Origin of the sequence: Streptomyces sp. NPDC001068, assembly GCF_042897315.1 — a bacterium.
In the GTDB taxonomy this organism is placed as follows: domain Bacteria; phylum Actinomycetota; class Actinomycetes; order Streptomycetales; family Streptomycetaceae; genus Streptomyces.
In genome coordinates this window covers 225,326-240,378 of sequence record NZ_JBIAYD010000011.1, presented here as the reverse complement: position 1 = coordinate 240,378, position 15,053 = coordinate 225,326, and the positions used below count along the sequence as shown (strand labels likewise).

11 protein-coding genes and 1 pseudogene are annotated in these 15,053 nt (G+C 72.3%); 10 read left to right on the top strand and 2 right to left on the bottom strand.

Features of this window, described 5'->3' with window-relative positions; all coding sequences use genetic code 11:
• Nucleotides 1–187 precede the first annotated feature (187 nt).
• The 7 genes and pseudogenes from ACFY3I_RS30120 to ACFY3I_RS30090 all read left to right on the top strand — a co-directional run.
• The gene (locus ACFY3I_RS30120) at nucleotides 188–844 is read left to right on the top strand and encodes a 2OG-Fe(II) oxygenase (protein ID WP_365289398.1); all 657 of its coding nucleotides are present in this window, start codon (nucleotides 188–190) and stop codon (nucleotides 842–844) included.
• Nucleotides 845–891: 47 nt separating this feature from the next.
• Nucleotides 892–2,256, top strand: a complete 1,365-nt coding sequence (locus ACFY3I_RS30115; RefSeq protein ID WP_365289397.1) for a radical SAM protein — start codon at nucleotides 892–894, stop codon at nucleotides 2,254–2,256.
• A 14-nt stretch (nucleotides 2,257–2,270) separates the two neighbouring features.
• Nucleotides 2,271–3,377: an aminotransferase class I/II-fold pyridoxal phosphate-dependent enzyme gene (locus ACFY3I_RS30110; protein WP_390864248.1), complete on the top strand. Its 1,107-nt coding sequence runs from the start codon at nucleotides 2,271–2,273 to the stop codon at nucleotides 3,375–3,377.
• Entirely contained in the window at nucleotides 3,374–4,108 is a 735-nt protein-coding gene (locus ACFY3I_RS30105; RefSeq protein WP_390864246.1) for a tyrosine-protein phosphatase, read from the top strand. The genes ACFY3I_RS30110 and ACFY3I_RS30105 overlap by 4 nt, the downstream gene beginning before the upstream one ends.
• Before the next feature lie 10 nt (nucleotides 4,109–4,118).
• Entirely contained in the window at nucleotides 4,119–4,760 is a 642-nt protein-coding gene (locus tag ACFY3I_RS30100) for a prolyl hydroxylase family protein (protein ID WP_390864244.1), read from the top strand.
• Nucleotides 4,757–7,999, top strand: coding sequence for an MFS transporter (locus ACFY3I_RS30095; protein ID WP_390864243.1), 3,243 nt, complete (start codon nucleotides 4,757–4,759; stop codon nucleotides 7,997–7,999). Before ACFY3I_RS30100 ends, ACFY3I_RS30095 begins: the two co-directional genes overlap by 4 nt.
• A gap of 147 nt (nucleotides 8,000–8,146) precedes the next feature.
• Nucleotides 8,147–8,278: pseudogene (locus ACFY3I_RS30090) on the top strand (DNA-formamidopyrimidine glycosylase); the annotation flags it as partial.
• Here the strand turns inward: ACFY3I_RS30090 and ACFY3I_RS30085 are convergent.
• Entirely contained in the window at nucleotides 8,251–8,652 is a 402-nt protein-coding gene (locus ACFY3I_RS30085) for a winged helix-turn-helix transcriptional regulator (protein WP_390864241.1), read from the bottom strand. The pseudogene ACFY3I_RS30090 and the gene ACFY3I_RS30085 sit on opposite strands and share 28 nt — an antisense overlap.
• A gap of 72 nt (nucleotides 8,653–8,724) precedes the next feature.
• Nucleotides 8,725–9,855 carry a CAP domain-containing protein gene (locus tag ACFY3I_RS30080; RefSeq protein WP_390864239.1) on the bottom strand — a complete coding sequence of 377 codons (1,131 nt, stop codon included), beginning with the start codon at nucleotides 9,853–9,855 and terminating at the stop codon, nucleotides 8,725–8,727.
• Nucleotides 9,856–10,043: 188 nt separating this feature from the next.
• On the opposite strand from ACFY3I_RS30080, the gene ACFY3I_RS30075 reads away from it, so the two are divergent.
• From ACFY3I_RS30075 to ACFY3I_RS30065, 3 genes are all read left to right on the top strand, one after another.
• On the top strand, nucleotides 10,044–10,325 hold the full coding sequence (locus ACFY3I_RS30075) for an acylphosphatase (RefSeq protein ID WP_365289390.1): 282 nt from the start codon (nucleotides 10,044–10,046) through the stop codon (nucleotides 10,323–10,325).
• Nucleotides 10,326–10,708: 383 nt separating this feature from the next.
• Nucleotides 10,709–10,912, top strand: a complete 204-nt coding sequence (locus tag ACFY3I_RS30070) for a hypothetical protein (protein WP_093498859.1) — start codon at nucleotides 10,709–10,711, stop codon at nucleotides 10,910–10,912.
• Nucleotides 10,913–11,193: 281 nt separating this feature from the next.
• Nucleotides 11,194–14,952, top strand: a complete 3,759-nt coding sequence (locus tag ACFY3I_RS30065; RefSeq protein WP_390864237.1) for an AAA family ATPase — start codon at nucleotides 11,194–11,196, stop codon at nucleotides 14,950–14,952.
• The last annotated feature ends 101 nt before the right edge of the window (nucleotides 14,953–15,053 follow it).

Below are 15,053 nucleotides of genomic sequence, written 5' to 3'. Positions count from 1 at the left end.
GGCTGCCCCGCCAGTGTCACCGTCCCGCTTGCCGTGCGATGGCGTGCCGGTTTGCGAAGACCTTGCCGATCCCCGGCAGCGGCCGGGCAGCGAACCGACAAGGGGTCGGCAGGGGCCCGCGGACAGGCTGTGGCCAGGTCGGGCCCCGGCCGTCCCGGGACCCCCGCATCGACCCCAAGGAGGCACCGTGGTGCTGACGTTCGACTCGGCGCTGGAGGAACGTACCCAGCCGTTCCAGCTCTTCCGAGGCCGTGACCTGCTCGACGACGGGCAACTGGACGAATTGCTCGCCACCATGCCGACCGCCGACGTCGCGAAGATCGCGGTCGAGGACCCGAAGCACGAGAAGCAGTACCGGATGAACCTCGTGGACCTCGTCGTCCTCGAAGAGGAAGCCCCGGTCTTCCCTCGCCTGCCCGAGATCTGGCGGGACCTCGTGGAGGACCTGCGCGGCGCCGAGTTCACCGCCTGGCTGGAGAAGTCGACCGGGATCGAACTGGCCGGCCTGCAGCGCAGCATCGGCCTCTACACCCACCGCAACGGCGACTACCTGTCGGTGCACAAGGACAAGCCGACCAAGGCGATCACCGTGATCCTCTACCTGAACCGCGACTGGCCGGTCGAGGCGGGCGGCCAGTTCCAGATCTTCGAGTCCCCCAAGGCGGGGCCGGCGGAGGAGATCAGCCCGGTCGGCGGCCAGCTCCTCGCCTTCCCGCCCACCGACAAGTCGTGGCACGCGGTCTCGAAGATCGAGCACCCGGAGGGGACCGAGCGGATCACGGTCCAGATCGAGTACTGGCTGACCACCGGACTCGCCGGCTCCGCGTACCGGCCGCAGAACTGACCGCCCGGCGCCCGGCGCCCACCGTGCCGGAACCGAAAGGACCTCCCATGGGAAAGATCGTGGACGAGCCCGGGAAGATCCTCGTGATCTGGCCCCCGCAGGTGCTCAGCTACTTCAACGCGGGGCACCACCTCGCGCTCTACCAGGTCGCCGGTCACCTGCGCGCCGCCTACCCCGGCGCGCAGGTGACGGCGATCGACGCCAGTGTCGAGCGGCTGACGTGGAAGGACCTCGGCAGCAGGCTCTTCCAGGAGCGGTACGACGTGATCGCCGTGATGAACGAGTTCGACGGCATCGACGGGTTCCGCCGGTTCGTCTCCTACGCCAGGGCGCTGAACCCGGACGCCCCGATCGTCACGTTCGGCAGGCTTTCCGGGGTCAACCCCCGCTTCTTCGAGCGCTTCGACATCGACGCGATCGTGGAGAACGGCGACTTCGAGTCCGGCGTCGGCGCCGCGATCGAGACCTTCCGGGGCCGTGCTTCGGACGCGGCGGGGGTGCACCTGCGGCGCGACGGCTCCTGGACCGCTCCCCAGCGCCGCGGTGACCTGCTCCCGGCGCAGGACTGGTACCTGCCGACGCCCGACGAGATCCCGTACGGGCACTACGACGCCCTCTACTTCGACGACGCCAACAAGTTCTGCGGCATCCCGCGCCGCCGCGAACTGGTCGTACCGGCGGCTCGCGGGTGCCCGGTCGGCTGCTCCTACTGCGAGGTGCCGCTGATCTACACGCGGAAGGAACGGCGGCTCACGGTCGAGCGGACGCTCCGGTACATCGAGGAGTCGTTCGCCGCGGCGCCGTTCGAGTACGTGGCGTTCTACGCGCCGACCTTCACGCTGGACAGGAAGTGGATGGAGGAGCTCTGCCGGGAACTGACCGGCCGGGGGTCCCCGTACCCGTGGAAGTGCGCGACGACCGTCCACCACCTCAGCGAGGAGATGATCCGGTCGATGGGGGAGGCCGGCTGCGTCCGGATCAGCGTCGGTCTGGAGACGCTCGACCCGCAGGAGGGCGCGTTGCTGCCCCGGCCGAAGCAGAAGTCCGCGACGGACCTCGACCGGCTCTCGGCCTGGTGCAGGGAATCGGGCATCGAGCTGAACTGCTTCGTCATCGTCGGGCTGCCCGGCACCACGATCGAGGGTGCCGAGCGGACCATCGAGGCCGTCCAGGAACGCGGCGGCCGGGCCCGGCCGACCGTGTACGCCCCCTGGGAACTCGCGGGCCCGGACCTCCTCGACCACGAGATGGCCGCGTTCAACCGGCAGCTGTTCGTGCCGGGCACCCACGCGCTGACCGACGACGAGCTGGCCCGGGGCTACGACATCGTCTTCGGCAGCCAGCCGGACGTCACGCAGGTGTTCGAGAACATCCCCGCCCGCGCCGCCGGCCCGGCCGTGCGTCCGGTATGAGGGACGAGACGCTCGTGACAGCGCTGGAAGGGGCGCCTTCCCCCTTCCAGCGGGAGAGCGCCGGCCGGTTCCGCAACCGGCGTGTCCGGGTCCCCGACGAGATCAACCTCAAGAACTGCGGACTGCTGGACAGCCGGGCGGCGGCCGTGCACCGGGCCACACTGGCGGAGTTCGACCCGAACGACGTGCTGACCTACCCCGTCCTCCAGCAGGTCTACGGCATGCTGGCCGACCGGTTCGGGGTGGACACCGACTCCCTCGTCCTGACCGCGGGCAGCGATCCCGGGCTGAACCTGCTGACCCGCGCGTTCCCGGAGGTGTCGCGGATCGTCCTGCACCAGCCGAACTTCGACGGCTGGGCGAAGTTCGCGGCGATCTCGGGCTGTGTCCTCGACCCCGTGGCCCCGGACCCCGAGACCGGGCTGTTCGACCTCCGTGACCTCGCGCGGCGGCTGCGCGCGGGTGCGCCGGCGTTCGTCGTCGTCACCACCCCGCACAGCTTCACCGGGCAGGTGCACGGAAGGGAGGAGCTGGCCGAGCTGGCCGACGCGGTGGCGGAACACGGCAGTCTGCTGGTCCTGGACACCGCCTACCTGGCGTTCACCGAGGGCGGCGAGGAACTGGTGCGCGGGCTCGCCGGTCTGCGGCACGTCGTCCGCGTCAACACGTTCTCCAAGTGCTACGGCCTGTCGGGCGCCCGGATCGCGGTGACGGTCGCGCACCCGGCGACCGCCCGGCACCTGTTCGACCTCGACCCGGAGGGCTCGGTCTCCGCTCCGGCGGTCGCGCTGCTGCGGCGTTCGCTGGAGGAGCAGGCCGTCTTCACCGGGATCTGGGCCGACGTGCGGCGGCTGCGGGAGCGGTTCGCGGCCGAGGTCGAGCGCGCGGTGCCCGGCTGGCACGCACGGCCGAGCGGCGGGAACTTCGTGACCTGGGACGTCCCCGACCCGGCGGCCGCCGGGGCCGCGCACCGGCACCTCCTGGAAAAGGGGATCGTCGTACGCGACCTGTCCGGCGCGCCGGGGCTGCCCGCCGCCGTCCGTATCGCGGTCGCGAACGAGGCCGTCGTCCGTCGGGTCGTCGCCGCCCTGGGCGACCGGTACCGCGAAGGGGTGGCATGAACACCCGGAGGATCACGGTCCCGGGACTGCCCAACGTGCGCGATCTGGGCGGGCTGCGCGGTCCCGACGGCGGATACCTGCGGCGCGGGCTCCTCGTGCGGGGGCCGGCGCCGTCTCCGGAGACGGCGCCGGCGCTCCGCGGCGTGGGCATCCGTACCGTCGTCGACCTGCGCCTGGAGGAGGAACGCCGCCAGTACCGCGGGCCGGAGAGCACGGGCGCGAGAGTGCTGCCCCGGCCCGTGGCCGGCGACATGAGCCGCATCCGGGGCAACGCACGGCCCCTGCCCAGCGACTACCTCGCGAACTACCGCGACATGCTGACCAGGGCGGCGCCGGTCGCGGCGGAGATCGTGGGCCTGCTCGCCGACGGGGCGGAGGTCCCCGTCTACATCTGCTGCGCCATGGGCAAGGACCGCACCGGCGTCGTCAGCGCCCTGGTCCTGCGGGCGCTCGGGGTGCGGACGGCGGACGTCGCCCGGGACTACGCCCTGACCGCCCGCGCCTACCGCGCCCTGCGCAGCGGTGACGCCCGCCCGAACTGGACCCGCGAGGACACCCTCGCCCAGCTGCGGCTGCGGACCTCCACGCCGGCGACGACGATGCGCTCGCTGATCGCCGGGATCGAAGCCGAACACGGCAGCGTCGCCCGGCTGCTCACGCTCAACGGCCTCCGGGAGGAGACCCGGCTGCGCACGGTCGCCGGCGCGTTCACCCACCCCGCCCACCTGTGAGGAAGAAGACGTGTCCCTCGTCGACATCGAGACCATCAGCCGGGCCGAGCTGGAACAGGACCCGTTCGGCCACGCCGTGATCCCCCGCTCGTTCGTCTCGGACGCCGTCGCCGAGAACCTGCGCGGCGACTTCAGCGACGCCGGCTTCGAGGAGTCCGAGCGCACGGACCTGAACCGGTCCGACAAGCAGTACCGGATGTTCAACCGCAACCTGGTCACCGCCGGGGCGGTCGACGAGGACGAAGTGCGCACGCTCCCCGCGAACTGGCGGCAGCTCGTCGCGGACGTCGTCTCCCGGCCCTACCGCGAGGCACTGTCCACGCTCACCGGCGTGGACCTGGAACGGTGCCTGGTCGAGGCCCGTATGACCCGCTACGCCCGGGGCTGCTGGATCGAGCCGCACACCGACCGCCCGGACAAGGCGGTGACCCACCTCTTCTACTTCAACGACGGGTGGGACCCGGAGTGGAGCGGTGACCTGCGACTGCTGCGCAGCGCCGACATGGACGACTGCGCGAAGCGGGTGGCGCCGACCACCGGGACGTCCGTCGTGCTGGTCCGCTCGGACCGGTCCTGGCACGGCGTCCCGCCGGTCGCCGACTCCTGCCCCGTGGATCGGCGGGCACTGCTCGTGCACTTCGTACGCCCGTGACCCAGTCGAGAACGGCGCTCGTGATCGGCCGGGGGCGGGAGGCGCCCGGGAAACGCACCTACCTGGTGGCGCTGACCGTCGACTGCGTGGGCAACGGCCTGTGGGCGCCGGTCGCGCTGATCTTCTTCACCCGGGGACAGCATCTCCCCCTGGCGCACGTCGGTGCCGCGCTGACGGCCGGCGGGCTCCTCGGCCTCCTCGCGGGACCGGTGAACGGCCTGCTGGTGGACCGCTGGGGTCCGGCGAACGGGGCGGCCCTGAGCTACGCCGTGCGCACCGGGGTGTTCTCGCTGTTCCCCTTCGTCTCCGCCACGTGGCAGGTCGGCGCGCTCGCCGTCGTCATGGTCGCCGCGGACCGGCTGTTCTGGACGGCCAGCACACCGCTGCTGGCCCGGCTGGTCCCGGCCGACGCGCTCCTCGGCGTGCTGAGCACGGCGAGCGTGCTGAGGGTCAGCGGGTGGGCGGCGGGCGGCGCGATCGGCGCGACCGCCGGGGGCCTGCTGATCGGCAGCGGTACGGGACTGCACCTGATCGCGTACGCCAACGGCCTCTCCTACGCGGCGGCCATGGGCCTGGTGCTCACGGTGCGCCGGCACGTCCGGCCCACCCCGGCCGCCGAGCCTTCCGGCGACGGACGGGCGTGGCGGTGGCGCGACCTGCGGGACGATCCCGGCTTCCTGCGGCTGTGCCTGCTGACGCTGTTGCTGGCGTTCGTCTCCGACTGCCTGACGACGATGCTCCCGGTGGTCGCCATCGTGGTGCTGGGGCAGCCGTCGTGGGTACCGGGTGTGGTCGTCGCCGTCGCCTGCGTGTCGATGGCCCTGGCCCGGCGGCCCTCGGTCGCCTACGCGCGGCGCGTCTCCGCCCCGCCGGCGCTGCGACTGGCGGCCTGCTTCTTCACCCTGGCGGTCCTCGTCATGGCGCCGTCCGGCTGGGCGGGGCCGGCCACCACCGCGGTCGTCCTCTGCGGGGCCCTGATCGGCACGTTCGGCGACGCGCTGTTCGCCCCCGTCGTCACGACGACGGCGAACGCCGCCGCGCCGCCCGGACTGGAGGGCCGCTACAACGCGACCTTCCAGACGGCCTTCGGGATCGCGGGCGCGGTCGCCCCGGCGGCCGGGACGGCGCTGCTGGCCCACGGGAACCCCGTGCTGTGGCTCGGCCTGGCCGTCGTCAGCGCGGGGACGGCCCTGTCGGTCGGGTTCCTCACGCGGCCCACCCCACCGGTGGCGGCGCCCGCGTCCGCGCCGCCGCGGCGGATCGTCGTCGGCGGGATCTCCGGTGCGGGCAAGACGACGCTCGCCGCCGCGGTCGCCGCGGCGCTGGACATCCGGCACATCGAGATGGACGCGCTCTACCACGGGCCCGGCTGGACCCACCGGGCGGAGTTCGCGGACGACGTGGAGCGCGCCACGCGGGCACCGGCGTGGATCTGCGACGCCCAGTACCACTGGGTCGTCGGCGACCTGCTCGGCGAGCGCGCCGACATGTTCGTCTGGCTCGACCTGCCCCGCCGGACCGTCATGAGCCGCGTGCTGCGGCGCTCGGTGGTCCGGGCCGCGACCGGCCGCGAGTTGTGGCACGGCAACCGGGAGACCTGGCGGTCGATGCTGCGCAACCCGCACCACCCGCTGCGCTGGGCCTGGTCCCAGCACGCCACCCGGCGGGCCGAGACGGCCGCTTTCCTCGGCCTGCACCCCGGCCTCACCGTCGTCCATCTGACCAGTGCGAGGGAAGCGCGGCAGTGGCTGCGTTCGATTCCGCACCGGACCCTCACGCCCGACCCCTCACCACTCAGCGCAGGAGGTACCCCCATGCAGGAACGCCGACGAGAACCTGCTCCTCCGGGCGAGCCGCTGCTCGAGATCCACGGCGGGAGCCGGATCTCCGGTTCCGTCCGGACCTCCGGGTTCAAGCACTCCCTGGTCACCATCGCGGCCGCCGCGGCCACCGCGAGCGCGCCGGTGCGCATCGAGAACTGCCCGGACATCGTCGAGACCACCGTGCTGGGCGAGATCTTCCGCGCCACGGGCTCACAGGCGCACTACGACGCGCCGAGCGAGACGTTCACCCTCGACGCGTCCACCTGGGACAGCGCGGAACTGCCCGCCGACCTCGTCGGCCGGATCCACGGCTCGCTCTACCTGCTGCCCGCTCTCATCTCGCGCAACGGCGCCGCTCGGCTGCCCGCGAGCGGCGGCTGCGTGATCGGCGAAGGACCCCGCGGGAGGCCCGTCGAGCACCTTCTGGACGTGGTGGAGCGGTTCGGGGCCACCACCCGGCTCACCGCCGACGGATCCGTGGAGCTCACCGCGAAGCGGCTGACGCCCTGCACCATCGACCTGCTCGACTACACGCGCAACAAGGCGCTCATGAGCGGGCCCTGCTACAGCAGCGCGGCCAAGACCGCACTGCTGATGGGCGCGGTCACGCACGGGACGACCACACTGCACCACCCGTACCTCAAGCCCGACGTGACCGACATGGTCACCGTGCTCGGTGAACTCGGCGCCGACATCGAGATCGCCGGGCCCGAGACGTGGGTGATCCACGGTCGCGGCCCGGAGTCGCTCAGCCGTCCCGTGGCCCTCACGCTGATCCCCGACCTGATCGAAGTGGTCACCTGGATCTGCGCCGGCGTCATCCTGGCGGACGAGCCGCTGCGGATCACCGGCCCGGGGATCGACCGCGCGGCCCGCGCGCTCGCGCCCGAGTTCGACGTGCTGGACCGCATGGGAGTCCGCGTCGACGTCGCCACCGACGAGGTGACCGTGCACCCGTTGACGAAGCCGTTGCGGCCCGTGGACTTCACCGCCGCGTCGCGGGGCGTGTTCAGCGACAGCCAGCCCTTCCTGGCCCTGCTGGCGGCGTACGCCGAAGGCCCCACCTACATCACGGAAGCCGTCTGGGAACACCGCTTCGGCTTCGTCCCGGAGTTGGCGGAACTCGGCATGCGGACGGCGGTCGACGACCCGGTCCTGCGCGTCGACGGCCCGTGTCCGCCGCACCGGGCCGGCAACGACCTCTACGCCACCGACCTGCGCGCCGCCGCGGTCCTGCTTCTCGCCGCTCTGGCGGTACCCGGCCGGACCTCGCTGCGCAACCACCACCACCTCGCCCGCGGCTACCGCGACCTCGTCGCGGACCTGGTGAAGCTGGGCGCCGACGTCCGGCACACGACCGCACCCGACGCCCTCCCGAAACTCCCGGCGGGTGCGGGTGCCGACCCGGCGGCCTGACCACCGGGACGGATCGGCCGTACCCTCCCGCGCCGGGGCAAGGTAAGAAGGTCCTGGGCGCGCTCGCCACCGCCGACGACCCGAGCGAGCGCGTCCAGGAGCTTCAGCGCCCCCTCGTCACAGGGGAGTTCGCGATGACGTGAAGGGTCTCTCGACGCGTACGGCCGCGAGGGGCTGCCCTGCCGGCGGTGCGGTACGCCGGTGCGCAGGCGGCCCTGGACGAACCGGCCCTGCCACTTCCGCCCGCAGTGTCAGCGGGCGCCGCGCGTCTCGTCGTAACGCTCGCGCGCGGCCAGCACCTCGCCCATCCGGCCCTCCACGAAGTGCACGACGGCCAGCAGGTGCTCGGCGACCCCACGGCCGAGCGGGGTGAGCTCGTAGTCGACGCGCGGCGGGTTGGTCGGCTGCGCCTCGCGGTGCACCAGGCCGTCGCGCTCCAGCGCCTGGAGCGTCTGGGAGAGCATCTTCTCGCTGACGCCGTCCACGCGCCGGCGCAGCTCGTTGAACCGGAACGACCCCTCGTGCAGCGCGCTCAGCGTGAGCCCGCCCCAGCGGCCCATGACGTGCTCGAGGGTCGTACGCGAGGGACAGTCCCGGGCGAAGACGTCGTACGGAGGCTGCGGCTCCACGACGCCGTCCTGGGTGATGGTCATGCACCTAGCCTACGGGAGCACAGCGCTGCCCCGACAGGGTGCGCTAACTCCTGGTTAGTGTTGCCTGGCCGCCTAGTAGCCGAAGTCCTGCGTCCACCAAGGGCCGCCCGAGCCGAAGTGCACGCCGACGCCGAGGGTCTTGAAGTCGCAGTTCAGTATGTTGGCGCGGTGGCCCTCGCTGTTCATCCAGGCGTCCATGACGGCCTCGGCGGTGGCCTGGCCCCGGGCTATGTTCTCGCCGCCCAGGTTGGATATCCCGGCCGCGGCGGCCCGGTCCCACGGGGTCTTGCCGTCCGGGTCGGTGTGGTCGAAGAAGTCCCGCGCGGCCATGTCCTCGCTGAAGGACTCGGCCAGACCGGTGAGGGAGGAGTTCACGGACAGCGCGCTGCAGCCGACCTTGGCCCGCTCCTCGTTCACCAGTTTGAGTACCTCGGCCTCGGCGGCCGCCGCCTCGGAGACGGTGACCGGTGCCGCGGTCTTCACCGGCGCCTTCGTCGCGGTCCTGGTGGGCGTCGCCGTCGCCTTCCTGGCCGGCGCGCTGGTGCTGGGCTCGGGCTTCTCGGACGGCGTCGCCGTCGGCGCGGCGGACGAGGCGGCGGAGGGCGGGGCGGACGGGGTCCCGGTGGGGGAGGCGGCCCGCTGGGTGTCCCGGCTGGTGGACGAACCGGTGTCCCGGCTCTCGGCGCTGCCGGAGGTGCCGCCCTGCTCGGCCGCCGTGTTGCTCGGAATTCCGTCCGCCTGCACCCGGTCGTCGCCGGTGGTGCTGGTGTTCCCGCCGAGCTTGTAGTTCTCCAGACCGGGGACCACACCGGTGGCCACCGCGACGGTGCCGATGGCGACGGCGGCCGAGACCCCGAGCAGACCGGTGCGCATGGGCCTGGCGGCCTTCTTCTTGCGGCGGTGCCCGCCGGGGCCTCCCGGGTCGCCGCCGACGACCGGGGCGAACTCCTCGATGGAGAACGCGGCCGTGTCGTGGGCCGTCGGGTACTCCTCCCGGGCGGCGTACAGGTAGGCGGAGCTGCGCTCGTTCTCCTCGGTGTAGGCCTCCTGGTGCAGGTAGGCCGCCGTACCGGTTCCGAAGCGGAGGCCCGCGTACGAGTCCTGTGGGTCGTGGCCGCCCGGGTACGGTCCGTCGTTCTCCGTGCCCCCCATGGCGCGGCCCGTGGCGGCGCGGCCGGCGGCGGAGCGTCGGTGGCGTCCCATGTCCTTGCCCTCTTCCCTCGTCCTCACGTCCGGATCGACCAGGGGCCGCTGTGGCCGAAGACTCCTTCTGGTCGACCATCCTCACTCGATCGAGTGAGTTTCAGATGAGATTCATTGGGTGGGGACGGTACCGCATGGCTATGAAGGCGGATGCGTTCCGAGTGACATTGGTTGGTTAGGTTGCACCCATGAGCGAGGATGTACGGCTGGTCGCCTGGGTTCGCGGGCGGGTGCAAGGTGTGGGTTTCCGCTGGTTCACCCGGGCCAGGGCGCTGGAGATCGGCGGCCTGAGTGGTTTTGCTCTCAATCTGGGCGACGGCCGTGTGCAGGTGGTCGCCGAGGGCTCCCGTCCGGGCTGCGAGGCTCTGCTGGCCTGGCTCGAGGGCGAGGACACGCCCGGGCGGGTCGAGGGTGTCACCGAGATCTGGGACACACCCCGCGGCGGTTACGACGGTTTCGCGATCCGCTGACTCCGCTCCGTGAAACCCCGCAGGTGGAAGCGGAGCGGACGGCCGCCGGCGGCCGCCCGGAGCGGAAACCGCCTGGTGGTTGCCAATAATCGCTTGTCGTGGCAGGCTCCGCAGACAAAGATGATCGCCACGCTCTGAGGGCCCCGCAGGAGTCGCAGCGCCGCCGGTACCGATCCGCGCGCGCCCGGGTTCGCCCGCCGATACAGGGCGTGATCGTGTTGACCGTCAAACTTTTTGGTGAGACGCTGAAAGCCCCGCGCACCTTAGCTGTTTGGCATGGAGCAACAGGCGAGCAACACTCGGATGTGTCAAGCACCGCGGGTGCGATTCCCTCACGACCCACACCGCAACGGTCGGTCACTCAGTGTGGAGGACCATCCATCATGGCAAAGGCGCTTCTCGGTTACGTCGGCGGCTCCGACCCGCGACTCCTCGCCGAGATGCGACGGCTCCAGCAGCGCGTCCAGGACCTCGAATCCGAGCTCGTTCGGATTCAGGCCGAGAACGACGCGCTGACGGCTGCCGCTTCTCCCGACAGGATCATGGAGAGCATCGACGCAAACCAGGCGGAGCCTGCGCTCACCTGATCGCTGCATCGCTCCACAACAGCACATGCGGCGGTCGGGCAGCCCTTTCAACCGCTAAGTTGTCAAGATCTGCAAGGGACGCCCAGGCGTCCCTTCTTTTCTTCCTGCTCGTCAAGGGCTACTTCGGCCTGCCCCCGTACCCCCGCCCCCCAGCCCCTTCCAGCCCCGCGCATCCTTTCACCTTCTTTAACGTCTGGTGTGCCCTGCATGTTCATGCGCGAAACCGCGAGGTTGCGAGGGGTCGTGGAGTGCGGTAGCACCGCCGGGTAAAGTCCCACGGCGTGCACCTCAAGGCCCTGACCCTCCGCGGGTTCAAGTCGTTCGCCTCGGCGACCACGCTCCGGTTCGAGCCGGGGATCACGTGCGTCGTCGGTCCGAACGGCTCGGGCAAGTCCAATGTCGTGGACGCGCTCACCTGGGTCATGGGCGAACACAGCGCCAAGTCGCTGCGCGGCGGCAAGATGGAGGACGTCATCTTCGCCGGCACCACCGGGCGCCCCCCGCTGGGCCGTGCCGAGGTGTCCCTGACCATCGACAACTCCGACGGCGCGCTGCCCATCGAGTACGCCGAGGTCACCATCACGCGGATCATGTTCCGCAACGGCGGCAGCGAGTACCAGATCAACGGCGACACCTGCCGCCTCCTGGACATCCAGGAACTGCTCTCCGACTCCGGAATCGGCCGCGAGATGCACGTCATCGTCGGCCAGGGCCAGCTCGACTCCGTCCTGCACGCCGACCCGATGGGCCGCCGGGCCTTCATCGAGGAGGCGGCCGGTGTCCTCAAGCACCGCAAACGCAAGGAGAAGGCCCTCCGCAAGCTGGACGCGATGCAGGCCAACCTCGCGCGCGTGCAGGACCTCACCGACGAACTCCGCCGCCAGCTGAAACCGCTCGGCCGGCAGGCCGCGGTGGCGCGCCGGGCCGCCGTCATCCAGGCCGACCTGCGCGACGCGCGCCTGCGCCTGCTCGCCGACGACCTCGTACGGCTGCGCCAGGCGCTGCAGAGCGAGATCGCCGACGAGGCCGCCCTCAAGGAACGCAAGGAATCCGCCGAGCAGGAACTGAAGAAGGCCCTCCAGCGGGAGGCTCTCCTCGAGGACGAGGTACGGCAGCTCAGCCCGCGCCTGCAGCGCGCCCAGCAGACCTGGTACGAGCTGTCCCAGCTGGCCGAGCGGGTACGGGGCACCATCTCGCTGGCCGACGCCCGGGTGAAGAGCGCCACCTCCGCACCGCCCGAGGAGCGGCGCGGCCGCGACCCCGAGGACATGGAGCGCGAGGCGCACCGCATCCGTGAGCAGGAGGCCGAACTGGAGGCCGCTCTGGAGGCGGCCCAGCACGCGCTCGACGACACCGTCGCGCACCGGGCCGACCTGGAGCGCGAACTCGCCCTGGAGGAACGGCGCCTGAAGGACGTGGCGCGCTCCATCGCCGACCGTCGGGAGAGCCTGGCCCGGCTGAACGGTCAGGTGGGCGCGGCCCGTTCACGTGCCGGTTCGGCCCAGGCGGAGATCGACCGGCTGGCCGCCGCCCGGGACGAGGCCCAGGAGCGGGCGGTGTCGGCGCAGGAGGAGTACGAGGCCCTCAAGGCGGAGGTCGACGGCCTCGACGCCGGGGACGAGGAACTGGCCGGCCGGCACGAGCAGGCCAGGCAGCGGCTCGCCGAGGCGGAGGCGGCGCTGACCGCGGCCCGCGAGGGGGCCACCGCGGCGGAGCGCAGCCGCGCCGCGACCCAGGCCCGCCGCGAGGCGCTGGCGCTGGGCCTGCGCCGCAAGGACGGCACCGGCATACTCCTCGGCTCCCGGGACCGCCTGACCGGGGTGCTCGGACCGGCGGCGGAACTGCTCACGGTGACCCCGGGCCACGAGACGGCCCTGGCGGCGGCCTTCGGCACGGCCGCGGACGCGGTCGCGGTGCGCACCCCCGCCTCGGCGGCCGACGCGATCAGACTCCTGCGCAAACAGGACGGCGGCCGCGCGGCCCTGCTCCTGGCGGGGGCCCCGGAACCCGCCCGCTCCGCGGTACCCGAGGGGGGCGCGGGGCACGGCGCGCCCGGCCACGAGGCACCCGCAGCCGGACCCGGCGTGCACGCTGCTCGTGAGAGGGGCGCGCCCGGCCACGAGGCACCGGCAGCCCAACCCGCCGCCGGCCACGCGGCTTCCGGGACCGGCGCGGAGTACGGCGCGGCCGTCCCCCACGCACCCGGATCCGACCGGCACCCCGTCACGGCCCCCCCGTCAGGGAACTTCGCGGCCGACCTGGTCCGCGGCCCGGCCGAGCTGATGCCCGCCGTCCGTCGGCTCCTGACCGGCATCGTCGTCGTCGACACCCTCGAGGCCGCCGAGGACCTCGTCCACCACCACCCCCACCTCACCGCCGTCACCGCCGAAGGCGACCTCCTCGGCGCGCACTTCGCCCACGGTGGATCGGCCGGCGCACCCAGCCTGCTCGAGGTGCAGGCCTCCGTCGACGAGGCGGCCGCCGAACTGGAGGAGCTCGCCGTCCGGTGCGCGGAGCTGTCCGAGGCGCAGCACGCGGCGGGGGAGCGGCGCAAGGAGTGCGCGGCGCTGGTCGAGGACCTCGCCGAACGCCGCCGTGCCGCCGACCGGGAGAAGTCGGCCGTCGCCCAGCAGCTCGGCCGGCTCGCCGGTCAGGCGCGCGGCGCCGCCGGTGAGGCGGAACGCTCCGCGGCCGCCGCCGCCCGGGCCCAGGAATCCCTCGACAGGGCCCTGGAGGAGGTCGAGGTTCTGGCCGAGCGGCTCGCCGTGGCCGAGGAGATGCCAGTGGAGGAGGAGCCGGACACCTCGGTACGGGACCGGCTCGCCGCCGACGGGGCCAACGCCCGCCAGACCGAGATGGAGGCCCGCCTCCAGGTCCGTACCCACGAGGAGCGGGTCAAGGGTCTCGCGGGCCGTGCCGACTCCCTGGACCGCGCCGCCCGCGCGGAACGCGAGGCACGCGCGCGTGCCGAACAGCGCCGGGCCCGGCTGCGCCACGAGGCCGCGGTCGCGGAGGCCGTCGCCGCCGGCGCCCGCCAGCTGCTCGCGCACGTGGAGGTCTCGGTCGGCCGGGCGGAACGGGAGCGGGCCGCCGCCGAGGCCGCGAAGGCCCGGCGCGAGCAGGAGCTGGGCGCCGCCCGCGGTGCCGGCCGCGACCTCAAGGCGGAACTCGACAAACTCACGGATTCAGTTCACCGGGGTGAGGTACTCGGCGCCGAGAAGCGGCTGCGGATCGAGCAGCTGGAGACCAGGGCGCTGGAGGAACTGGGTGTCGAACCGGCGGGGCTCGTCGAGGAGTACGGACCGCATCAGCCGGTGCCGCCCTCGCCCCCCGCCGAGGGCGAGACGCTTCCGGAGGACCCCGAGCACCCGCGCAACCAGCCCAGGTCCTTCCACCGCGCCGAACAGGAACGCCGGCTCAAGGCCGCCGAACGTGCCTACCAGCAGCTCGGCAAGGTCAACCCGCTCGCCCTGGAGGAGTTCGCGGCCCTCGAAGAACGGCACAAGTTCCTCAGCGAGCAGCTCGAGGACCTCAAGAAGACCCGCGCCGACCTGCTTCAGGTGGTGAAGGAGGTCGACGAGCGTGTCGAGCTGGTCTTCACGGAGGCGTTCCGGGACACGGCCCGCCAGTTCGAGGGCGTCTTCAGCCGGCTCTTCCCGGGCGGCGAGGGGCGGCTGATCCTGACCGACCCCGACAACATGCTCACCACGGGTGTGGACGTCGAGGCCCGGCCGCCGGGCAAGAAGGTCAAGCGGCTCTCCCTGCTGTCGGGCGGCGAGCGTTCGCTGACCGCGGTGGCGATGCTGGTGTCGATCTTCAAGGCGCGTCCCAGCCCGTTCTACGTCATGGACGAGGTCGAGGCGGCCCTGGACGACACCAACCTCCAGCGGCTGATCCGCATCATGCAGGAGCTCCAGGAGTCCTCCCAGCTGATCGTGATCACCCACCAGAAGCGCACGATGGAGGTCGCGGACGCGCTGTACGGCGTGTCCATGCAGGGTGACGGTGTGTCGAAGGTCATCAGCCAGCGGCTTCGCTGACGCCGGGTCCGACGGGCGCTCCCGGTGCGGTGCGGCGGTGGCCGCCCGCACGGTTCCGTGTGCCCGTTTGAGGGCACTTCACCTTCGCCCTTTCTTCAAGA

Bases quoted from the DNA above. Each gene is read 5' to 3' on its own strand.
- ACFY3I_RS30085 (WP_390864241.1), bottom strand. From the start codon at position 8,652: ATGACCATCACCCAGGACGGCGTCGTGGAGCCGCAGCCTCCGTACGAC.
- ACFY3I_RS30115 (WP_365289397.1), top strand. From the start codon at position 892: ATGGGAAAGATCGTGGACGAGCCCGGGAAGATCCTCGTGATCTGGCCC.
- ACFY3I_RS30105 (WP_390864246.1), top strand. From the start codon at position 3,374: ATGAACACCCGGAGGATCACGGTCCCGGGACTGCCCAACGTGCGCGAT.
- ACFY3I_RS30080 (WP_390864239.1), bottom strand. From the start codon at position 9,855: ATGGGACGCCACCGACGCTCCGCCGCCGGCCGCGCCGCCACGGGCCGC.
- ACFY3I_RS30070 (WP_093498859.1), top strand. From the start codon at position 10,709: ATGGCAAAGGCGCTTCTCGGTTACGTCGGCGGCTCCGACCCGCGACTC.
- ACFY3I_RS30075 (WP_365289390.1), top strand. From the start codon at position 10,044: ATGAGCGAGGATGTACGGCTGGTCGCCTGGGTTCGCGGGCGGGTGCAA.